A 21,768-nucleotide genomic window follows, 5' to 3' on the forward strand; every position below is an offset into this window, starting at 1 on the left:
GTCCGGGCCGGCGAGGCCCGCAGGCGACGGAACGGCGCTCTTCAGGCGACTCGGTGTATCACCGGGCCACTCACCGCCAGACGACTCTGTACCTTCCTCTTTAGCCGCCCGAAGCACGGAACGATGAGGGAACACCGGTTTTGCATGACCACAACGGGCCGGGGCGGGCAGCGGAAGCGGGCGAACGGGGAAGGAGCAACGAAGCGCAGCGCAGTGCGACCCCGTGCAGCCTGACGCAGCCGGGCGGGCATGAAGCCTTTCAGCGGAGGCCCTGGGGCCGACCTGCCTTATTGCTGTTTGCTGAGGATTTGCACTGCTGCTGATGCCGCCAGGGATGGCGGCCCCACGCCGGCCCACAACGCGGGGGCGCACGACATAATGTGTATTATACGAAGACGGCCCGCTCGTTGAGGGCGGGCCGGGCTGAGGGGCTCTGCGGGACGACTGCGTATAACACCCGCACATTATGTTGAATGGCAGCGGCGCGGCCACGCTGAACCCGCAGAGGACGCCACCGGACGGGCCGTGTGCGGCCATTAACCCCCGCGCACACAACACATGATGAAGGCAGATCGCGGTAGGGACGCCGCGCTCTGCCGTGCACGGAACAACCGCACTCCCGGGGAACCGGCTAACCCTGCGGCGCTGAAGGCGGCTCCGCTGCTGCGTCCGGCTCCCGCTGCTCCGCCGGATGCGTGGCCCTGTGGATCTCCCGCAGCGCACGGATGCTCACCCGCGTGTAGATCTGCGTTGTTTCCAGTTTGCTGTGGCCCAGCATTGCCTGTATCCAGCGCGTGTCCGCGCCGTTCTCCAGCATATGCGTTGCCATACTGTGGCGCAGCAGATGGCAGCTGCCTGACTCCCGCACACCTGACTGACTCAGTAGTTTGCCGATATGATTGCTCAGGCCGTCCAGACTGTACCCCTGTCCGTCTTTCGCCAGGAACAGCCTCCGGCTCTCCGGCACGCCTGCCAGCTGTGGCCGCGCCAGTTCCACGTAACGCCTCACCCAGCCACATGCCCGCATCCCTGCCGGGATCAGCCGGTCTTTACGTCCCTTTCCCTGGCATATCATCACCGTTCCCTGCTCATAACTGATGCTGTGCAGGGTCAGGACGGCCAGCTCTCCCCGCCGCATCCCGCTGCTGTAAAGCAGTTCCAGCATGGCGCGGTCACGCAGTCCCTGCGTGGTGGTGGTATCCGGCCACGCCAGCAGCTGCTCCATCTCTTCAACGCTCAGCACGTCTTTCGGCAACCGTACGCCCTGTTTTGGCATCTCCAGCTCTGAGGCCGGGTTTGAGGGCAGCCAGTGACGCCGCGTCAGCCAGCTGAAGAAGCTTTTTACCGTGCTCAGACGGCTGTGCTGCGTCACTACTGACAGCGGTTCACCGTTCGCCTTGTGCATCTGATACAGGTGTCGCTGATACTGCTCCAGCACCCGCAGCGTGATGCTCTCCGGTCGTTCCATCCCGCGTTCCTCGCACCACAGCAGGAACCGCGTCAGCCGGTATTCATAGCCGCTCACTCCCTGTTCCGTGCTGTTGCGCTCACGCATCCATTCCAGGTACTGCACCATCCGGTGCGCCAGTCCGTCGTGTGGCCCCCGTCCGGCAACCAGTACCGGTATCCGTTTTTTGTCACGCCGTCCCATTATGTATTTCCTCCCTGTGTGGTTAACGAAGGCGAAGGCGGTTGTACCCTCGCTTTTTTCTTCCTGATTACTGCGTCCGGCTCAACCCGAACCGCTTCGTGCTCTGAGCCTTCTGCCGCCTGGCCTGAGGCCGCTTTTTCCTGCCCGAACTCAGCCCGAACCTGACCCGAACTTAAGGCAGACTTGCCCGCCTCAGACCCGAACCTGCGTTCACTGCCTTCATGTTCATCCAGGTTCAGCAGCCCGCACAGGTGGTTTTCCTCACCGCTACCGCCGTCCCACAGTAGCTGGTACTGCAACAGGTGGCCCCGGCTTCCGCCGTGAACCAGCAGGTATTCCATCTCTGCCAGCCGCAGGCAGTGGTGTTTGAGCTGGCTGTCGCTCCAGTGCAGGCGTTCGCGGATGTCCCGCCGCGTGAAGCGCACCTCTGAAGGCTGGCAGTTCTGCACGCCGGCCAGCCCGGTAACCATCTCCCGCAGCAGGATTAACAGTTTGCGCGTCTGCGGCGGCATCTCATCCAGCGTGCGGCCCAGCACCTCATGCGCCAGCCGGTTTGCAAGCCGGATGTCGTCCCGCGTCACCTCGATATACTCGATGACCGAACCGCGATGCCCGGCACGCTTCACCTCGCGCTGGTACTGGTGCAGCAGCGCCACCGCCTGGATTAACGTGAGGTATTTCATATGGTCGCGGCGGGTGCGGGTCTTGTCCGACAGGAAGGTGAGCTGCTCCGCATACGGGTTGACCACTTTCAGCGGGCGCAACAGCCGCTGGGCGTTATGGTGTAAACGGGTCAGATATTGCTTCTCCGACTGTGCCAGCAGCTCTGCCTGCGTCTGGCTGCGCCTCTGCGCCGCATGTATCGCCTCGGTCTGCGCCTGCGACTCGTTGACCGTCAGCACCAGGCAGCGGTTCAGCAGCTCTTCGTCCACGTCTGACGCGGTTGTTGTTAACATCAGCATCCCCGGCCCCTGGACGCTGTACTCGCGCGTCACCAGCTCGCCGCTGGACTCGTCCTTGCCGGTTGAGGCGATTTTCAGCTCGCCATCCGACTGCAACAGCTTCAGCGCATACGCCGCCTGCCTGACGCCTTCTTCCTCGGCTATCGCCAGGATTTTATGCTGTAGCGAGGTCTCGCCGAGGTAGTAGAGGCTCTGCCCGGTCATGGCGCTGTACTGGATACGCTCTTCCTCCGGTATCAGCGACAGCACCGCATCCATCAGCGAGGATTTACCCGCCGCCGACGACGACTGGATAAGCACGGCTAACGGCTTATCCAGCTTGCGCGAGGTGGCGGCTAGATAGCCGGTCAGCAGGTTGGCCGACTCGCCGACCACACCACTGGCGGCCAGGTCACTGACGATGCGCTCTGCCAGGTCGGGTGATTTCAGCAATTCAAGTGCGGCCAGCTCGTCATCGCCCGACACGCTGACCGCGCCGGAAGCCTGATCCGCGTCCGCCGTCCGCCGCGCCTCATCCTGCTGTTGCTCCAGCGCCAGCAGTACCCGGCCAGCCTCGCCTTTTATCACCGCCAGTTCACAGGCCAGCTCGTTCGCCGCACAGCTGATATAGGCCTGGCGCTGCTTCGCGTGGTACATGTCCAGCTGGTCAACGTGGAACGCGCCGGTGCTCTCGTCCAGCACCTGCACGTTGACCTTCATCACCTCCGCCAGGGTTTTTTTCTGCCAGCCGCGCACCCGCCACTGACGCGGCCCGGACTTAAGCAGCAGTCCCCCGGCTGGCGTCACCTCGCAGGCGATAACGGCGGGCTGCTGAGTCGGCTGTGAGGAAGGGCAGGCGGCTAAAGAGGAAGGTTTTTCATTGCTGCCGGTCACAGTTTCGGCTGTAACAGCGGTGTCGCTTTGCAGCGGGGAGGCAGGGCTGCCGGACCCGGCCACCGCCGCCATCCGTACTGACTGCTCCAGCGCAAGAGCCAGCGCGGATTCAGGATTGCCACTTTTCACCGCGTAAGCGTTGGCATCCAGTCCGGCCGGGAAGCGTACCCGCCACGCCTCGATCCCGGCGCTGACCAGCTCAGCCGCCACCGCATCCGCGCCCCGATCTCCGGCTTCATCCCGGTCAAAGGCGATCATCACCCTCTTTACGCCGTGATACTGCAACGCCGCCATATGGAACGCGGTGAAGCCGTTGACACCGTAAGCCGCGATCACGTTGCGATAACCGGCGCACCAGAAGGTCATGGCGTCGATCAGCGCTTCACACAGGATCACTTCTGATGCGGCTTTCAGCGCCGCTTCATTCCAGATCCCGGCCAGCGGCGAGGGCAGATAGAGGTGTTTTGCCGATCCTTTAATGATCATGTGATCGGCCATCGTGCGCCGCCCGTAAAGCTGCAACACCCGGCCACGCTGCGCTGGATCGTAGCTTTCAGACCAGCCGACCACCGGCACCATCAGACAGCCCCGGAAGTGATCCTGACGGTTGCTTTCCCGGATCACGCCGAGGTGTTTTAAGCGTGTCCGTAACGCTTTACCTTCCTTGCAGTAAGGCGACGGCAGCGCCCCCGCCACGCCGTGCGCCCCGGCGAACCCCAGCTTAAAGTGGCTGACCAGCTCAGGATGATTCAGGTCGCGTTTCTCCAGCCAGGCGAGTGCATCCGGGCTGTTCAGCAGGTTCTGGTGATACCAGTCGGTGACCTGATGCAGCAGCGCCTGGCCGTCATCATCCAGATCGGTAAGCGTCTGACGCGCAGCAGGCGGCGAATAAGGAGAGGGAACAGCGGCGGCTGAAGAAGAGGGTGACACAGGACGCGCAGAGGAAGATCCGGCCAGCTCACGCAGTTTTACCAGCGCCTGCGGATAGGTGAGCCGTTCGGCATGTTGCACCCAGTCCAGCACCGAACCCTTCGGGGGCATTCATGAAGGCTTGTTCTTTGGGGCGACCACCATCTATTGTATAGATGACGTTGAAGCTCCCCGGCTGGCAAGCGTAACCGACTGGTAAGAAGATCCCGGCACTACTTGGCCTAGATCTTCTCAGTGAAAGTTAAAAGCCTTTCACTTTAAAAAAGTGAAGTAATGCAAGGCCAATACCTCCGATCACTCCGCCATAAAGTCCAATTTTTGCTCCATGTAAAATATCCTGCCAGGTTGTGTTAAACCCATCTCCAAGCATCCAAAGTAGTGATGAGAAAAAAATTTTTCCACATACAGATAGAACGATCATAAACAAAACAGTGGCGGCTAAAATGAATAGGGCTTGGAAGATTCTGCGATGAAGATCACTTTTCATTTCCATCCCCTATTTTTTTGAGCACCTGCTCCGCTGCTTTTCCACTACCCTCTGAAATTACTGAAGCACCTATATTACCTACGTTACTGGGGATTTTACTCGGCAGCATTTCCTTAGATAGCCCCAGTTGTCCTTTAACTTCAGTATATTTCAGCAGATCAGGATTGAACTTGGGATCCCAGCCACCGGTGATCCATTTACCCGCCGCATTTGTCCCTGATGAGATCAATTTACCGGCTCCATAACCCAACGTCGATCCTGCGCCATTAGTTATGGCACCAGTCAGAGGATCATAGCCATTGATCTGATTGGTTAAGGCTCCTCCGGCAGCATTCCAGACTACAGTTCCCCAGAAGCCATTCCCCATACTGACAACGTTAGTCCAGCCAGCGACAACAGAGTTAACCGGATTCACCTTGCCATCTTCAGCATACTGAACACCTGCGTTAACTCCGGCACCCAGCGCCCACATGACTTGGGCGGGAGCGGTTAAGGATGCCACGCCACCCGTTGCCAGTGCGGCCGCATAGGCTTTATTCTCCGCCAGACCTCGCTGGCAGGCTTCACCGGAAGGATTATCGGTACAGGACAGTACGTCTGCGCCATGCTGCCTGGCTTTTTCTGCCTGTGCCTCTTCGTTACCACCAAATAAGTTGTTATTGACCGAGTTCTGGCCCGCCTGTGCTCCGGCCACCGCATCCGCCGTGCTGTCACCGACAACACCACCGGCAAGACCCGCCGCCAGCGTGCCCAGCGCGCTGATGGTCTGTTTCTCGGTTTCTGTCAGTTCGCTGGCTGACTTGCCCGGATACAGCTGACTCATCACCAGCTGCGCCATCAGTTCGCCGCTGACCGCTCCGGCGGCTCCTGCCAGGGCATTGTTGCCTGACGCATACGAGGTGACCGCACCGACCACCGCGTGGGCCATTGCCTGCGCTTCAGGATTGCCTTCGGTCAGTTTGTGGATCTGCTCGGCCAGATAAGGCGATGCCGCGCCGCTGATGGCCTGGCCGATATTTCCACCCGCCAGCCCCTGCACCACCTCCGTGGCCGCCTGGAGTCCCTGCTGGAGCGCCGAGCCGGTGCCGAACTTCTGCATCTCAGCTTTGTACTCATCCGAGTTGCGCAGCATGTCCAGATACGCCGCACGTTCTTTCTCCGTGGCGTTCTCCTTCAGCGGGCCATACTTCTCTTTTGCCGCGTTCAGTCCGTTGATATCCCCCTGCGTCCGCGCGATATCCCCAACCTGACTCCCTATCTCACCTATCAGCTGCGCCTCCCTGAGCCGGTTCTGCTCCTTCTCCTTATCAAATATCTCAGCCAGCCCCGGATTCGCATTCTCCACGTCACGGCTCAGCTCATTAACAAGGTCTGACGAGCCTTTGGTGGAAGAACAGTGATTTTCCCTGTGCAGACAGTCAGTTAAGAAGAGATTTTGCTGAGGCATTTCCGTGTCCGGGGATATTTTCCCCGACGCGCTTTTTTCGCCCGGACACGCTACCGCACCGGTGAACATCACCAGGCACAACAGCCATGCCAGGGCTTTTGTTATCCGTTTCATCCCGCTTTCCCTGCGTTATCCTGCCGCGCATTTTAACAGCATGATTCCCGCTGTCATTAGCGGTTTTCATTGCGGCGGGAGCCGGGTCACAGCCTGCTGTGGCCCGGTGAACCGTCTGCCGGGTACGGGCTGGCGAGGCCCGCAGGCGACGGAACGGCGCTCTTCAGGCGACTCGGTGTATCACCGGGCCACTCACCGCCAGACGACTCTGTGATCTTACCCAGCAATAGTGGACACGCGACTAAGTGAGCAAACTCTCAACCAGAGGTGACTCATGAAAAAACCAACATCGACCAGCAAAAAGCCCCGTAAGCAGCACTCGCATGAATTTCGCAACGAAGCGCTGAAGCTTGCTGAGCAAATTGGTGTTGCTGCCGCAGCCCGCGAACTCAGCCTGTATGAATCACAGCTTTATACCTGGCGCAGCAAACAACAGCAGATAGTGACCGCGTCAGAGCGTGAAAGTGAACTGGCCGCTGAAAATGCCCGCCTTAAGCGGCAACTGGCTGAGCAGGCGGAAGAGCTGGCCATTCTCCAAAAGGCCGCGACATACTTCGCGAAGCGCCTGAAATGAAGTATGTCTTTGTCGAAAAGTATCAGGCTGAGTTCAGCATTAAAGCCATGTGCCGGGTGCTGCGGGTTGCCCGCAGCGGCTGGTATGCCTGGCGTCTGCGCCGTTATCAGCCAGGCCCGCGCCAGCAATGCCGTCTTATCTGCGATGCCGCCGTCCGTAAGGCATTCACTGAGGCAAAAAGGCGTTATGGCGCGCCTCGTCTGGCCAGAGAACTGCCGGAGTACAATATCAAAACCATTGCCGCCAGCCTGCGTCGTCAGGGGCTGCGGGCGAAAGCCTCCCGGAAGTTCAGCCCGGTCAGCTACCGTGAGCACGGCCTGCCGGTATCGGAGAATTTACTGAAGCAGGACTTCAGCGCCAGCGGCCCGAACCAGAAGTGGGCGGGAGACATAACCTACCTTCGCACGGATGAGGGCTGGCTGTATCTGGCGGTGGTTATTGACCTGTGGTCCCGTGCCGTTATCGGCTGGTCAATGTCATCACGGATGACGGCACAGATGGTGTGCGATGCACTGCAAATGGCACTCTGGCAGCGAAAACGTCCGGAAAATGTCATCGTTCACACCGATCGTGGCGGACAGTACTGCTCTGCGGATTACCAGGCGTTACTGAAGCGACACAATCTGCATGGCAGCATGAGTGCAAAGGGTTGCTGCTATGACAATGCCTGTGCGGAAAGCTTCTTCCACTCGCTAAAGGTGGAATGCATCCATGGGGAACACTTTACCAGCCGGGAAATAATGCGAACGACGGTGTTTAATTATATCGAGTGTGATTACAATCGGTGGCGACGTCACAGTTCCTGTGGCGGTCTCAGCCCGGCCCAGTTTGAAAACCAGACCCTCGCTTAGGGCCGTGTCCACATTACGTGGGTAAGATCACTGTACCTTCCTCTTTAGCCGCCCGAAGCACGGAACGATGAGGGAACACCGGCTGTGCATGGCCACCACGGACCGGGGCGGGTAGCGGAAGCTGGCGGTGACGGCAAGGAGTGACTCGCGCCTTTTGCGGGGCACGACCCGGCACAGACAGACGCAGCCGGGCGGACATTAACTGCTTTCAGCGGAGGCCGCAGGCCGACAACCCTGTTGTGGTGACTGACAGACAGGAACGATGCTGAGGTGGGTTCTTACAGACGGTGATGTAGCTGAGAGCGGGCCTGCAGGAAGCTATCCGACCGTAAACAGCGGGAGATCGCGGCGTTTATTGAACTGGTTGCCGCGCCGCAGAGGCGGCTGAGAAGTGAAGGTAACTGACGGGTTATAAAGTAAAATCCCAGCCGATAGGGCTGGGATTGGTGAGTTATTCAGGTGGAACTTTCTGGTTCTTTCTTTCCTTTAACCAAATTTTTATCCAGATTCCAAAGCCCAAAATAAGGCCGCCAACATAACCGGACTTAAAGAAAGATGCAAAAACACTTTCCCAACTGAATGGGAAAAAACCTTTTTTTAAATAAATAATCACTGACGCAAGAAGTACTGATATAAAATTAAAAAATAAAAATAATATCAGGCACATAAGCATCAGTTTGATTAGTAGGAAAAAATTACTTTTCATTTTCATTTTTTCCCTTTTCATCTAAGTGAACTTTTACAAAACTTCCTGTTTCCTCACTGATATAGCTACCACCAATAGCGCCTGTTAAATCAGAAACAGCCTCTTCTGCAACTTTCGACGTTACGCCTTTTATTATGGTGCCACCAATACCTCCAGCTACAGTACCCGCGCCAGCACCTGCCACCGAATTCGTCGGATCTTCTCCTTTTATCCCACTGCCTATCGCTGCTCCGCCCATATTGATCCCGGCTGATGGGATAAGACCTTTCCCGGTAGTAGCAGCAGACGTCACGCCAGCCATAATTGCATCAACATAGCTGAACGGATCATTTCCGCTAAGCTGCACTCCGGTATTTACGCCCACACCAATCGCCGCGTTCAGCGCCATCCCTTCTTTTATTGTGGTGCCAAGTACGCTGCTGCCAAATATCAGCGCGGAGTCGCCGATACTGGCATTGGATTTATGATAACCCCAGGTATTCATAATAGTTTGTGCCTGCGACATGGCTTCCGAGTCAGGATTCCGTTTTATATAATCCTGGCCCGACAGCAGGCCTTTTACCAGCTCCTGTGCCACGGCTGTGCCATATGTCCGTTCCATTTCAGAAGCATAAACGCGGAGATAAGCGGCCAGTTCAGCCTGTTCTGAGCTGTTCATCTGTGAAGGATTGGAGGTAAATTTCGAGACCAGTGCATCACTGCGTTTATCGGCGTTTTCCAGCTGGATCAGTTCATTAGCGGCGGCTAAAGACCTGTCGCCCTGTTTGATTTTCTCCACGACTTTGTCGAGCTTATCGGAGGAGGTTGCACCAAGCAGATTATTGGTCACGGTGGTTTGCCCTGCCTGGGCTGCGGCAACAACATTTGCCGTGCCGTTCCCGGCTAACCCACCGGCCAGACCCGCCGCCAGCGTCGCCAGCGCGCTCACCGTCTGCTTCTCGCTCTCAGACAGCTCACTGACCGGTTTCCCGTAGGCGTTCAGGGCGATCATCCCGACCATTTCCGCCGTGGCCGCACCTGCCGCACCGACCAGCGCACTGTTACCCTGCGCCGCCGCCAGTGCCGCGTTGACTGCCGCATGGGCCAGCACTTTACCGGTATCGTCCAGCCCGCTGCTGCCGATAACCCCGGCGATATACGGCGCGGAACCTCCGGCTAATGCTTTTGCCAGGTCACCACCCGCCAGACCCTGCACCGCCGCCGTGGCCGCCTGGATACCCTGCTGGAGCGCCGAGCCGGTGCCGAACTTCTGCATCTCAGCTTTGTACTCATCCGAGTTGCGCAGCATGTCCAGATACGCCGCACGTTCTTTCTCCGTGGCGTTCTCCTTCAGCGGGCCATACTTCTCTTTTGCCGCGTTCAGTCCGTTGATATCCCCCTGCGTCCGTGCAATATCCCCGACCTGTGACCCTATCTCACCTATCAGCTGCGCCTCCCTGAGCCGGTTCTGCTCCTTCTCCTTATCAAATATCTCAGCCAGGCCCGGATTCGCATTTTCCACGTCGCGGCTCAGCTCACTCACGTCCTGCTGCTGCTTCGCCTGGTCACGGATAATAATCGTCCCTTCACTCACCGCCGCGTGGGTGGTCGAGCTGGCGCTGTCTGAACCGTTCACCCCGGTCAGCAACGTGTTCGCCATATTTCCGGCGAACTGCCCGTCCACGCTACCGCCCGTGCTGACGCCCGTGCTCTGGTGCTCAACGCTGTAGTCTGCTCTGTTTTCGATATCGCTGAACCCCAGCGTACCGGTATCCAGTTTATTCCGCTCTGACGCCGCCGTCGAGCCGATAACCGCCCCGTTGAGCTGCGTATGCTCGCCCACGGTAATATCAAAGCCGCCGCTGCCGGCAAAGATGCCCGTCTGATCGGTGACCGACTCCCAGCGGCTGTTCATGCTCTCCTGAGAAACGTTAACGCTGGCCGAGCCGCCGCCTGCCCCCGCACTGCCACTCGCGCTGGCGCTCTGCTGCTTCGCGTCGTAGTGGTTTTTATCCTGCTCGCTGGTCAGCGTCAGATTACGACCGACCTCCAGCGTCACCGTTTCCCCCGCCACCTGCGCGCCGGTCAGCGTCGTATCCCGCCCGCTGATAAGGGTCACCTGATTACCCGCGTTAATCTGGCTTTCTGCGTGGCTCAGGGCGTCGGCGTTTTCATGCCCTTTCGCGCTGTTAACGCTCCCCGAGACGCTGAAGCCCGATCCGCCGGTCCCCACACCAAAGCCGACGCCAACCGACCCACCTTTGCTGCTGTTTTTACTGCGCGTGCTTTCCTGCTCTGCGGCCGACAGCAGGTTGACATCGCGGTTCGCCGACAGCAGCAGATCATGCCCCGCCTGAAGCTGGCTGCCCTGCACCCGGATATCCCCGTCAGCGCCGGACACGCCGCTGCCGCTGGCGGTGATGCTCAGGTTGTGACCCGCCGTCAGGCTGCTGCCACGCTGGGTGGTCTGCTCAAGGCGACTCTCCGAGGTCGATGACTGGCTCCCCCAGGAGAGGTTCGCCCCCACCGTGTTGCCGTTCGCCGGATCGCTGCCTTTCGCCGCATCCATCTGCAGGGCCTGCCCGGCACTGACGCCGTTAAGCCCCGCCTGCACGCCCTGCAGGGCCGCCAGTCGCCCGCTGCTTTCGCTGGCCTGCTTCGCCGTGGTGACCGCCGTGTTCAGAGCGCTGCCCGCCGTGCCGGAGAGGGCCAGCGTCAGCCCGGAGCTTTTCTGCTCGGTGGTCTGCTTCTGCGACCGCTGGTTTTCTGCCGCCTCAATGTTCACCTCCTTCGCACTCAGCCGCAGATCCTGTCCGGCCAGCAGGTCAGAGCCGCCGATCAGCAGGACGTTGCCCGCCGTCAGGCTCAGGTTACCGTCCACGCTGCCTGCCGTCGCCGCCGCGCTGGTGCGACTGCTGAGGGTGTCGGTGGTCTTCACGCTCTGTTTACCGTAGCTGACGCCAATGCCGCCGGTACCGGAGAAGCCGGTTTTTTTCTCCTCGTGGATCTGTCGCACCTCATGCTGTTCGTCCACGCTGGTCAGGCTGAGGTTGTTACCGGCATGGAGCATCACGTCCTGCGTGCCCACCACGCTGCTGCCCTGCACCTGCAAATCGTGCCCCGCCAGCATCGTGACGCTGTGGCCGTCAAGCTGGCTGGCTACCGCCGTCCGGTCGCTGAAGCTGTTGTGATCTACCGTTGTCTTACCGGACAGAAACCCGCTGCTGGTCGATTTGGTATACTGATCGAAGCTTTCCGTAGCCGTGCCGCTGTGGATACTCAGGTCATTACCCGCCTGTGCGGTTAGCGCCTGGTTTGCTGATACCCTTGCCGCCGTCATGCTGAGATCATTCCCCGCCAGCAGGGTCACCTCGCCGCCGCCCTGGATCAGGGTGCCCACCTCCCGGCTCTGCGCCTGACGCAGGGTGTCATCGCTGCCCCAGCTCAGGTTGTCCCGGCTGGCGGTCTCAACGGTGGTCAGGCTCAGATTATTCCCCGCCGTCACCGTGGCACGGCTATTGTCGCCGCTGGCGGCGACAATAGCCGCCTTAAGATTTACGTCGCGCCCGGCCTGAATGTCGAGTAAACCTGCGTTATTGGTGACCGTAAAGCTGCCCGTCTGGTTGATCGCCGTGCGGGCGGAATCGCCGTTAAAGCTGTCGTTGCTGCGGGTTGTGGTCGTGATGTTGATATCCCGTCCCGCTATCGCCGTCAGCCTGTCGCCGCCCTGTACGTGGCCGCCGGTATTGGTGATATCCGTTCGTGCCTGTAGCCAGACATCCTGCCCGCTGAGGGTGCCGCCCAGGTTGTTGATGTTATCCGCCAGCATCTGCATGCTTTGCTGCGCGCTGACCGTTCCACGGTTGGTCAGGTCGCCACTGAGCGCCAGCTGCACATTTTTACCCGCCAGCAGTGCCCCGCCGCCGTCAATGTCACCGGGCCTGACCAGACTGTATACCTGCGGGACCAGCACCTGCTGCATCGTGCCGTCCGGCAGCTGTATGGGCCGGGCGACCATCCAGACGATATCGCTGGTCAGCTCACTCATCTGCTTCGCCGTCAGGGCAATGCCGGGCGTCAGGTTATGTTTCCTGCCAAAGTCGATGCCATTGTTCATCAGCGCTTTATACTGATCTTCGTCGTTCTGCTGACCGACCAGATAGCGCTGCCCGGTCAGGGCGATGATCTGCTCGCGGATTAGCCGCTGCTCGTACCATCCGTCGCCGAGCCGCTTATGAACGTTAGCCGGATCGGTTTTGAACGCCTGCAACATCCAGTCCGAGCTGAGCCACGCCTTTTCGCCGATAAAGCGTGGGTCGGTTTCAATCAGCCAGGCGCTGTCGCTTTCTGGTCGCATATGGAACAGGCTGCTGTCAGGCAGGCAGGTATCGGGGTCGGTAGTGCGTACTACGCTGTCCACCCCCTCCCGGGAGACCTCAAGAATTTTGCCGAAGGAGAGGTCGTCTGACCCCGCGATTGGCGCGATGCTGACGCCGCCGGTTCCCGATGGGTTGCCGCTAAGGTGGCTCTCCGGTTGATTATCCGGCGTCAGGCCGCTGCCCTCACCCGTGGTGTTGCCGCTGATGTTACCAGGACGCAGGGCAATGTCCTGAATCACTACCGCTGGTTTCCACGCTTCGGTTACTACCCGCGGTGAATCGCCGCCGCCGTGGTGCTGCTTACGGGTGTAGCGCCGGGTCACGCCCTCCTCTTTTATCTGGCGGGCGGCGACCGGTTCAATGTTATCTATCTGTCCCGCCGTTATCGCCAGCGTACCGCCTGCGATAATCTGACTTTTGTCGTTAAGCAGCCGCTCAGCCCCGACGGTCATACTGCCACCGGCAATAATTTTCCCCGGATCGCTCTGCGCGATACGATCTTCGGTGATGGTGCGCGTGTAGTCGTAGTGGGTGAACTTATCGCCGTCGGTGTTATGGCAAATCACGCCCACGATGCAGATAACCCACGTCTCGTCCTTATACATACTGATATCGTAGTCATTGACGTTATAGCGCACGCCATTATTCAGGCGGTCCACCTGGTATTCAGAAACCTGCTCCTGCGAGACCAGCACGTTTTCAGTACGAAAGTGGTCATTGTGGTTATTGATGCTGGCGATATTCAGCGTCATATCCCCCGCCGACTCAAGGGTGGCGCTGTGATTGTTGAGCGTACCGCCCTGTCCGACAGCCCGGTAATCGTCGCTGAGCGTGCCGCCCAGGGCCAGGCTGCCGCCGCTGTAGATCAGCGCGTGCTCGCGGTTATTCAGCGTGCCAACGCCCAGATCCAGCCGCTGCCTGGCCGCAAGCGTGGCGGCATGGCCCGACGCGGCGAGGTTATTCAGCGTCCCGGCTTTTATCGCCAGCCAGTCACCGTAGATCCGCCCGGTCGCAACGTTGTTCAGAATCTGCGCGTTCAGGCGCGTATAGATGCCGTTGAGCAGGCCATAATTAGTCAGCGTGGCGGCGATCTCCGCCTGTAACAGTCCGGCAGCGATCTCCCCGGTGGCGCTGTTAAGCAGCGAAGCGGCCCGGAGCGCGAGGGTGCCCCCCGCCTGCACCAGGCCGTGGTTAGCGAGCTGACCCGCCGTGGTAAGCGAGAGCGCCCCCGCCGCTTCCAGTGAGCCGCTGTTAATAAAGTCCCGGCTGAGGCTGAGCGACATATTGCCCAGCGACAGCAGACGCCCCTCCCCGCCGAGCCAGTCACTTCGCAGGCTCAGCCCCTGTCCGGCTTCGATATCCCCCGCCCTGTTGGTCAGGGTGGCAGCGCTGAGTGAGGCTTTCTTAACCGAGGAGATCAGCCCGCTGCTGTTATTCAGCCTGTCGGTGAGCGTCAGCGTCAGATCCTCATCGGCCAGCACTTCACCCTGGTGATTATCCAGCTGCTCTGCCGTAACCCGCAGCCTGGCGGCCTGCAGCCCGAGGGTACGATCGCTGCGTCGGGTATCCTGATTCACAACCTGTGCGGCGCTAAGCAGCAGCGTCTGGGCGCTGTGGATAAGCCCCCGGGTATTATTGATCACCGCATCCTTTGCGCTCAGCACCATATCGCCCAGCGACTGAATGCGCCCCTGCTGGTTAGTCAGCCCGACTGTGGTCAGCCGCAGGCTGCCTTTGCTTATAATCTGCCCCTGCTGGCTGTTGTCCAGCGCATGGCTGCTCAGCGTCAGTTCGCTGCCCGCGGCCAGCGTGCCCTGCTGGTTATTGATATCACCACTTTGCAGTGTAAGGCCGGTATGCGCACTGATAACGCCCGCCCGGTTAATCAGCGCCTGCCCGCTGGTATGCCAGTGCAGGTAAGAGCCGGACTGGATTGTACCGCTGCGGTTGTCCCAGTGCCCGGTCTCCAGCCGCGCATCACCGCCGCTGAGGATCAGGCCGCTGCGATTATCGCCCGCGCCGCTGCGCAGCGACAGGGCACCCGCGCTGAGGATGCCGCCCTGCGCCCCGCTGTCGCGGTTCAGCAGCAGGCCGCCGTGGGTATCCACCATGAGGCTGCCGCCGCTGTGGATCAGTCCACCGGAATTATCCAGCGTGCCGTTCAGGTTGAAGGTCATCTCACCGCTGCCGGTCTGGATAACCTCTCCGCCGCGACCGGAGAGGCTGCCCGCGTTTACGGAGATGTGCCGGGCCTGGGTGGTAGCCTGGTCAAGCGTCAGCGTGCCGCCCTCCAGCAGCAGGGCGCCATTAGTCAACAGGCTGCCCTGCCTGCCCGCCAGCGCTGCCGCGCTGACGCGGAGCTGTCCCTCACCTGCATGGGTTATCTGACCCTGGCTGTTAATCAGGCTGGCGGTGCTGAGCGTCAGGTTCGCGCCATTGCTGGCGATGCTCCCCCCGGCGTTATTAATGCCCGCCTGGTGCGCCAGCGTCAGGTCTGCCTGGCCCAGCTGCTGCAACTTTCCCTGCTGGTTAGAGAGCTGAAGCGCCGTCAGGCTGAGTCGGTCAGCGGCCAGGCTGCCGCCATCATTGTTTAGCTGCCCCCGGGTATTCAGGCTGAGGGTCTGGGTAGCGGAGATAACCGCGCGGGCGGTGCTGATATCGCCGGAGGAAGCGGTGACGGCAATATCGCGGCCCGCCGTCTGGCTGTCACTGAGATCCACCGAGGCACCCTGAACGCTGAGCTGCTCCGTCGCCAGCAGCTGTCCCTGCGCGCGTAATGCGCCGCTGCTGCTGAGAGTCAGGCTGCCGCCAGGTTTAGGCTGCCCGCGATCGTCAACGCCCGCGGCAAAGACGCTTTTGCGGCTGGCCTCAATGGTGGCGGCCTGTACGCGGGTTTGCTGCCCGCTGGCGATGGTGCCGCTGTGCGTCAGCCGCCCCGCGACGGAGATGGCAGAACTTTCCCTGGCATAGAGCGTCCCGCTATTGGTGAGGTCGCCCTGCGTGGCGACATCCAGACGGTTCGCGCTGCTGATGCTACCGCTGTTAGCAATATGGCCGTCGGCGGTGATCGCCACGCTACCCGCCGAGGTGCCGATATGCCCGGCATTGCGTACGCCAACGCCACCTTCGGTGCCGATCAGGCGAATTTTACCGGCGTACATGCCGCCCATCTGCGCAACGTCAAGGGCAAACTGCGGCTTCGCCTCGCCCTCACCGGCCATTGCGCTGACGGTCTGGTGCGCGGCGTCAATATGATTGCGGCCGGTCGTCACCTTCAGCTCCCTGGCCTGGATCCCGGCGTTGATATGCACTGCCCGGGCGATCAGGTCGGTGCTGTCCTGCTGGCTGCTGTCCATTCCCTTACCGTGAACGGTAATCGTGCCCTGGCTGACGTCGTACCCGGCGATCTGGCCGTTGCTGAGCCGCGCCTGGCCGGTGGTGAGCGTGGCCCGGCTGGCATTAATAAAGCCACAGCCGTTACAGCTGATCCCGGCGGGGCTGGCAATCACCACCTGCGCGCGCTGCCCGGCCACCTCGATATAGCCGTTAAGCCGGCTCGGATCGCGTGAGTTAACCTCGTTGAGGATCACCCGCGCCTCACCTTGCGCCAGCCACGGATTGCCCGCGACCCTGCCGCCCAGCGCCGTTTGTGCCGCCGTGCGCGAGTTATTCAGGATGACGCCTTTTTGATCCACGTCGAACTGGCTGTACTGATTGCGCGACACGCCCGCCGCGCTGGGCGACTGAATATTGACCTGCGGCGTGCCATTGGCGCTGTTGATCACCGTCGGGCGCTGCCCACCCGGCGCGCTGCCGTCGGCAACCACCCCTGCCGATGCGGGCATAATCGCGCCCGTCGCCAGCAGTAGCGCAAAGCCCAGCGTAGAGAGCGCGGGGGCAAAAAGTTCCCGGGGGCGAGTCACACTGCGACGGCAGCTCCGTCGGCCCCGGCCCGCCGGGAGGATATCGGCCACCACCACAAGCATACTGCGGGCCTGACTGAAAATAACGCGAAAGCAGCGCGTGTTCATGATGATGTCCTTATCAGTAGAGCTAAAGTGCTAAGCGGTCAGTACGTGTCGGGTACGATGCGCTCAGTAATTCCAGTTCAGGTTGAAGCCGAAGCTTGCGCCGCTGGTGTGGTATCCCGCGGGTTTTGCCAGCGGCACCCCGGCAAAGAGGTCATAGCCGGTATTCAGGGCGCTACCGCGCAGCCCGACGGCGCCACCGGCCAGATGTCGGCCCAGCAGATCGCTCCCCCGGCTGCCGGTTTCACCGTAGTCCACCGCCAGATAGAGCTGCTGCGCCGGGACGGGCGTTGCCCAGCCAATATCGTTACGTACCGTCCAGCCGCTGTCGGCGCTAAGCGAGCGTTCACCGTCAAAACCCCGTACCGTCCAGCGGCTGCCAATAGAGAAGCGGTCCTGCGGGGTCAGCGGCGTGCTGCTCATCTGGCGCAGATACTGGCTGGTGAAGCTGAAGCGCTGCGCGGATAGCGTAAAAGGCACGGAAAACTGACCGTTTAGCTGCAGAATTTTCGCCAGCGCGGTGCCTTCCCCCCAGGCTTCGGAAGGTGCCGGGATGGCGCCAAACCAGCGCGTTCCGCGCTGATAGCTGACGCCCGCATCCAGCGTCGCGGCACCGATATAGTGTCGATGCTGCAGACCCAGTCGCCACGCGGAGGTATGGCTGCGCTGGACGCCGATTTCGGTGTCATCAAGGTAGCTGCGCGTCTGGCGGGTGAGAAGATCCCAGATGAGGGTGGTTTTCTGGCTGCCGGTGCGGTGCAGAACGCGGCTGAGCTGGCCGTTCAGGCTCTGGCTAACCCCGCTGTAGCGCACATCGGCGTAGCGTCCTGCCACCGTCTGAAGATAGCGGTATTTGCTGGCGGTCATCCCAAGCTGCCAGTAGCCAAACGGCACGGAGTAGTGGCCGGTCAGATTTTTACTGTTTTTATCGCTGCCGCGCGCCAGGTCGTGGCTGGCCGATACATAGAACAGATCGCTGAGCGACAGCGGATTGTCCAGATAGAAGGTCACTCCTCCCTGAATGCGTCCGGTGCCGGTCGCGCCCGCATCATCAAGAGAGGCGCCCAGCCGCCACATTTTGCGCTGCTGCCAGTCAATGCTGACGTCGCTCTCGCCGGGTTTAGCGCCGGGTGACAGCGACATCTCTGCCGTCACCGTGGGAAGCCGCTGGAGATTTTCCAGTCCCTGCTCGACATCGCGCAAATCGAACAGCGTTCCCGCGCGCGCCGGCAGCGCGGTCCACAGGTTAACGTAGCGCCCGCTTTGCGGCGTCAGGCTGACGGCACTGGCTTTGCCGGCAAACAGCTGGAGGGTGAGCGAACCCTGAGTCAGATCCTGCGCGGGTGCCAGCACCCGGCTGGTGACATAGCCGCGATCGATAAGCAAATTTTGCAGGGCGCTCATTAGCAGGTTGATGCCCTGCGCGCCGAGACAGCGGCCGCTGGCCTGATTTGCCAGGCGCTGGAGCGGGAGCCAGTGGGGAAAGTCCTCTGTCCCCTTTAGCAGGATCTGCTGGAGTGGGAAGCAGGGAGTCTCATCGGGAAAGTGCAGCCTGGAGCTGCCCGTAGCGGGTGGCGAAAGACGTACGTCAGGCGTAGCGGGCTGAAGCTGTTGTTCAAGCGCCCTCTGCCGCTCCTGCTGGTGAATAATGGCTTCAGATTCAGGCGCGGCGATGGCCGCGCTGCTAAAGAATAGCGCCTGCGCGCTCAGCAAGGCTGCCGCGCGGCAACGCTGTAAAAAATCCCTTTTCACCTTTCACTTCCCTGTTGGCTAAGTCCGTTATTGGCGTTAATTAATCCTTAATCAACCCCGTTTACGCGCGGCATTCTATTCGTTGCCCGTTTAATATTCAATCAAAGATGTAATAAAATGAGACGAGTTTATCTCGGTGCAAACGCGGCGGGCGAAAGTGCGCCGTCGGTGGAAAGCGCATACCCCGGGATCTGTCCGCTTATTTTCCAGCCCTGCGTCAGATAAAGCTGTTCTGCCACATCGCCGCTGCGCGTATCCAGCACCAGCAGCGTTCTGCCTGCCTGCCGGGCAAGCTGCTCGGCACGGGACAGCAGCTGACGGGCGATGCCGCGCCGCCTGGCCTCCGGATGCACCAGCAGCTTAGCGATTTCCGCGCGGTGTGCGCCATTGGGCATCATGCCCAACACCAGGATAACCGTCGCAACTATCCTGCCGTCAAGGCGCGCAACCATCAGCTGGCGATCGCCGCTTTTCAGGCTGGCGATGACCCCGTGCCAGAAATGGCGCATGGGTTCAGGATCCAGACTGACAAAGCCCACGCTGGCACCCTGCGCTACGCAGGCGCTCAGCACATTACACAGGCATGCTCAGCGCAGGCCAGATCGGCAGTAAGCAAATCCCAGGAAAGCGTCATAAAAATTACCTTAGTTGTGTTCAGTGGATCGGTTGCGGGTAAAGTTTTTAAGCACGGCAGACGACCAGCACGTAGTGTGCCCCTTCTGCTTCGGGTGCGTGAAACGAAGAGCGCCCGGAGAGATGAAATCGCAGAGAGTCCCCCGCTTCCAGACGCCACTGCCGATCGTTCATGTTGAATAACAGCACGCCGCCCAGTATCCAGAGATGCTGCTCGATTCCGGCGACTGGCGGGGCATCGTAGTTGATCAGTGCACCCGCCTTGAGCCGTGCTTCCACCAGCTCGCCCAGAAAGCCTGTTGCGGGAGGCGAAACGCTGCGTCTCTCAAAGCCGCTCTGGCGATCGCACCAGACGTTTTGCGCCGCCAAACGCAGATGCACAGGCCCCTCCTCATCAACGCCGCTCAGCAACCGCGACAGGGTTAAACCGTAGGCGATGCACAGTCGGTTAAGCAGCGAGGCGGTCGGGCTGGTTTCCGCGCGTTCGATCCTGGAAAGTGATGCGCGGCTAATACCTGTCAGTTCGGCCAGTGCCTCCAGCGACCAGTTCCTCTCCAGACGAAGCTGAGCCAGGCGTTGAGCGAGGCGATGTTCAGCGAGTGATATGTGCACTTAATTTTCTCTAATATGGGAAATAATCTCTTATATGAGATATAGCTGATTTTCTATTCTGCCTCAACTTGTACAATAAAAAAATAGTTGTACAGGCGGGTAGAGTCCGCTACGGTTAGGGTGAGAGAAGAAAGATAAGAGGAATTGCATGGCATTGTACAGTATTGGTGACGTTGCCGAACGCTGCGGGATCAACCCCGTTACGCTTCGTGCCTGGCAGCGCCGCTATGGCTTACTGAAGCCTCAGCGGACTGAAGGGGGTCACCGACAGTTTGATGAAGACGATATTCTGCGCATTGAAGAAATTAAGCGCTGGATTGGAAGCGGTGTTCCCGTTGGCAAAGTCAAGGCGTTGCTGGAGGGGGAAAATATCAGCGTGGATGATGCCTGGTCCACTCTCAAAGAAGAGATGATGACCGTTCTTCGTCACGTTAAACCGGCAAAAATCAGGAATAAAATCGCCACCATTGGCCGGGAAAATCCGGCGGATGTGCTGATAGACAACGTTTTTCTGCCCATCCGGCAGCGGCTCGGCCTGGATCAAAATACCGCGCGTGCCATGTGCAGTCTGCTGGACGGCGCGCTAATCGACTATGTGGCATTCTGTCTTACCGGCTCGCGCAAGAAAGCGGGTAAGGATGCGCTGCTAATGGGCTGGGGGACGGAGGACCGTACGCGGCTGTGGCTTGAAGCATGGCGGTTATCACAGCAGGGCTGGCGGATGGACGTGATGGCCGAGCCGCTGGAGATGCCCCGCCCGGAGCTGTTTCCTGGCCAGAAGATCTTCATTTTTACTGGAAAAGCGTTAACCCACCGGCAGCAGGAGATGATGAATCACTGGCAGGAGCAGGGATTTACCGTCTCACATATCGGTCATTAGCGAACGTCGTTAAAAAGCCAGCAAAGGCTTAACGCGAGGGTGGGAAAGGCGATATACTCGTGCCCTCAGCGCTTCAACAAACGGGCAACGGCATGAACTGGCAAAAAATTGGTGTAATTATTATCTTCCTGATGATGGCCCTCGGTGGCATTGGCGGCGTGATGCTGACCGGCTACACCATCCTTATCCGTTCTTAAACCGCCGCATTAACCGCTCGAAAAGTCGATCGGTCACGATCGCCAGCAGGGCGACCAGGCAGGCGCCCTGGATAACATAAGCCGTGTTAAATCCGCTCAATCCAATAATCACCGGGGTTCCCAGCGTTTTCGCTCCCACGGTAGAGGCAATCGCCGCCGTACCGATATTAATAATCACCGATGTCCTGATCCCTGCCAGAATCACCGGTGCGGCCAGTGGCAACTCCACTTTGCACAAAATTTGCCACGCGCTCATGCCTACGCCTTCGGCGATTTCTCTGGCGCTGGCAGGCACCGCATCAATACCGGCCAGCGTCCCCTGTAGAACGGGCAGCAGGCCATACAGCAGCAGCGCGATAATCGCCGGCGCTTCGCCAAATCCCATCACCGGCACGGCAATGGCTAATACGGCTACCGGTGGAAACGTCTGACCTGCCGCGACCAGCGTTTCAGTCAGCGATCGAAACTCCTTCCCGGCCCGGCGCGTAACCAGTACGCCGGCCCCCATGCCGATAATGACGGCAAAAAAGCTGGAAAATGCCACCAGTTTGATATGTGACAGGGCCAGCTGAACAAAACTGTCCTGCTGGTACAGCGGGCGCTCCAGCTGCGGAAAGGCCCGGGCAAACAGCGGGCCGCTTAAGGGCATGAGCAGCAGCAGAGCCACAAATAACAGAATCAGCCATAATAGCGGATCGCGGAGCCAGCGCATC

The 21,768-nt window shown here is 60.0% G+C and carries 12 protein-coding genes and 2 pseudogenes; 4 read left to right on the forward strand and 10 right to left on the reverse strand.

Going from position 1 to position 21,768, the window contains the following annotated elements; translation table 11 throughout:
* Positions 1-631 precede the first annotated feature (631 nt).
* The 4 genes and pseudogenes from xerC to AC4PCC_RS13910 all read right to left on the reverse strand — a co-directional run bounded on the left by xerC (position 632) and on the right by AC4PCC_RS13910 (position 6,464).
* The gene (gene xerC, locus AC4PCC_RS13895; RefSeq protein WP_492124903.1) at positions 632-1,651 is read right to left on the reverse strand and encodes a site-specific tyrosine recombinase XerC; all 1,020 of its coding nucleotides are present in this window, start codon (positions 1,649-1,651) and stop codon (positions 632-634) included.
* Positions 1,651-4,515, reverse strand: a pseudogene (locus tag AC4PCC_RS13900) (toprim domain-containing protein); the annotation flags it as partial. The pseudogene AC4PCC_RS13900 and the gene xerC, both read right to left, overlap by 1 nt.
* Before the next feature lie 142 nt (positions 4,516-4,657).
* Positions 4,658-4,903 (reverse strand): hypothetical protein, encoded by a 246-nt coding sequence (locus AC4PCC_RS13905; protein ID WP_492124904.1) that lies wholly within the window; start codon positions 4,901-4,903, stop codon positions 4,658-4,660.
* Complete coding sequence (locus tag AC4PCC_RS13910) at positions 4,893-6,464, reverse strand: VENN motif pre-toxin domain-containing protein (RefSeq protein ID WP_492124905.1); 1,572 nt, start codon at positions 6,462-6,464, stop codon at positions 4,893-4,895. The genes AC4PCC_RS13905 and AC4PCC_RS13910 overlap by 11 nt, the downstream gene beginning before the upstream one ends.
* A 274-nt stretch (positions 6,465-6,738) precedes the next feature.
* On the opposite strand from AC4PCC_RS13910, the gene AC4PCC_RS13915 reads away from it, so the two are divergent.
* Both AC4PCC_RS13915 and AC4PCC_RS13920 read left to right on the forward strand, forming a co-directional pair.
* A protein-coding gene (locus AC4PCC_RS13915; protein ID WP_492124906.1) for an IS3 family transposase occupies positions 6,739-7,889 on the forward strand; the annotation gives its coding sequence in 2 pieces (ribosomal slippage) (positions 6,739-7,000 and positions 7,000-7,889; 1,152 coding nt in all).
* 315 nt (positions 7,890-8,204) lie between these two features.
* Positions 8,205-8,294: pseudogene (locus tag AC4PCC_RS13920) on the forward strand (hypothetical protein); the annotation flags it as partial.
* A 46-nt stretch (positions 8,295-8,340) separates the two neighbouring features.
* Here the strand turns inward: AC4PCC_RS13920 and AC4PCC_RS13925 are convergent.
* The 5 genes from AC4PCC_RS13925 to AC4PCC_RS13945 all read right to left on the reverse strand — a co-directional run bounded on the left by AC4PCC_RS13925 (position 8,341) and on the right by AC4PCC_RS13945 (position 19,978).
* Positions 8,341-8,595, reverse strand: coding sequence for a hypothetical protein (locus tag AC4PCC_RS13925; RefSeq protein ID WP_492124907.1), 255 nt, complete (start codon positions 8,593-8,595; stop codon positions 8,341-8,343).
* Positions 8,585-16,984 carry a two-partner secretion domain-containing protein gene (locus AC4PCC_RS13930; RefSeq protein WP_492124908.1) on the reverse strand — a complete coding sequence of 2,800 codons (8,400 nt, stop codon included), beginning with the start codon at positions 16,982-16,984 and terminating at the stop codon, positions 8,585-8,587. The genes AC4PCC_RS13925 and AC4PCC_RS13930 overlap by 11 nt, the downstream gene beginning before the upstream one ends.
* A gap of 63 nt (positions 16,985-17,047) precedes the next feature.
* A complete protein-coding gene (locus AC4PCC_RS13935; RefSeq protein ID WP_492127528.1) occupies positions 17,048-18,691 on the reverse strand; it encodes a ShlB/FhaC/HecB family hemolysin secretion/activation protein in 1,644 nt (547 codons plus the stop codon).
* A gap of 170 nt (positions 18,692-18,861) precedes the next feature.
* Complete coding sequence (locus tag AC4PCC_RS13940; protein ID WP_492124909.1) at positions 18,862-19,272, reverse strand: GNAT family N-acetyltransferase; 411 nt, start codon at positions 19,270-19,272, stop codon at positions 18,862-18,864.
* Between the two features lie 142 nt (positions 19,273-19,414).
* A complete protein-coding gene (locus AC4PCC_RS13945) occupies positions 19,415-19,978 on the reverse strand; it encodes a helix-turn-helix domain-containing protein (RefSeq protein WP_492124910.1) in 564 nt (187 codons plus the stop codon).
* 148 nt (positions 19,979-20,126) lie between these two features.
* Between AC4PCC_RS13945 and AC4PCC_RS13950 the strand changes: the two genes are divergently transcribed.
* A complete protein-coding gene (locus tag AC4PCC_RS13950) occupies positions 20,127-20,858 on the forward strand; it encodes a MerR family transcriptional regulator (RefSeq protein WP_492124911.1) in 732 nt (243 codons plus the stop codon).
* Positions 20,859-20,950: 92 nt separating this feature from the next.
* Entirely contained in the window at positions 20,951-21,055 is a 105-nt protein-coding gene (locus tag AC4PCC_RS13955) for a protein YohO (protein ID WP_073980957.1), read from the forward strand.
* On the opposite strand, the gene AC4PCC_RS13960 is transcribed toward AC4PCC_RS13955, so the two are convergent.
* Complete coding sequence (locus AC4PCC_RS13960) at positions 21,042-21,767, reverse strand: ABC transporter permease (protein ID WP_067702610.1); 726 nt, start codon at positions 21,765-21,767, stop codon at positions 21,042-21,044. The genes AC4PCC_RS13955 and AC4PCC_RS13960 overlap by 14 nt on opposite strands.
* Between the last annotated feature and the right edge of the window lies 1 nt (position 21,768).

The organism is Erwinia sp. L03-1, from assembly GCF_058686115.1.

Coding starts and splice junctions, on each gene's coding strand:
- AC4PCC_RS13960 (WP_067702610.1), bottom strand. CDS start 21,767: ATGCGCTGGCTCCGCGATCCGCTATTATGGCTGATTCTGTTATTTGTG.
- AC4PCC_RS13910 (WP_492124905.1), bottom strand. CDS start 6,464: ATGAAACGGATAACAAAAGCCCTGGCATGGCTGTTGTGCCTGGTGATG.
- AC4PCC_RS13905 (WP_492124904.1), bottom strand. CDS start 4,903: ATGAAAAGTGATCTTCATCGCAGAATCTTCCAAGCCCTATTCATTTTA.
- AC4PCC_RS13950 (WP_492124911.1), top strand. CDS start 20,127: ATGGCATTGTACAGTATTGGTGACGTTGCCGAACGCTGCGGGATCAAC.
- AC4PCC_RS13955 (WP_073980957.1), top strand. CDS start 20,951: ATGAACTGGCAAAAAATTGGTGTAATTATTATCTTCCTGATGATGGCC.
- xerC (WP_492124903.1), bottom strand. CDS start 1,651: ATGGGACGGCGTGACAAAAAACGGATACCGGTACTGGTTGCCGGACGG.
- AC4PCC_RS13925 (WP_492124907.1), bottom strand. CDS start 8,595: ATGAAAAGTAATTTTTTCCTACTAATCAAACTGATGCTTATGTGCCTG.
- AC4PCC_RS13930 (WP_492124908.1), bottom strand. CDS start 16,984: ATGAACACGCGCTGCTTTCGCGTTATTTTCAGTCAGGCCCGCAGTATG.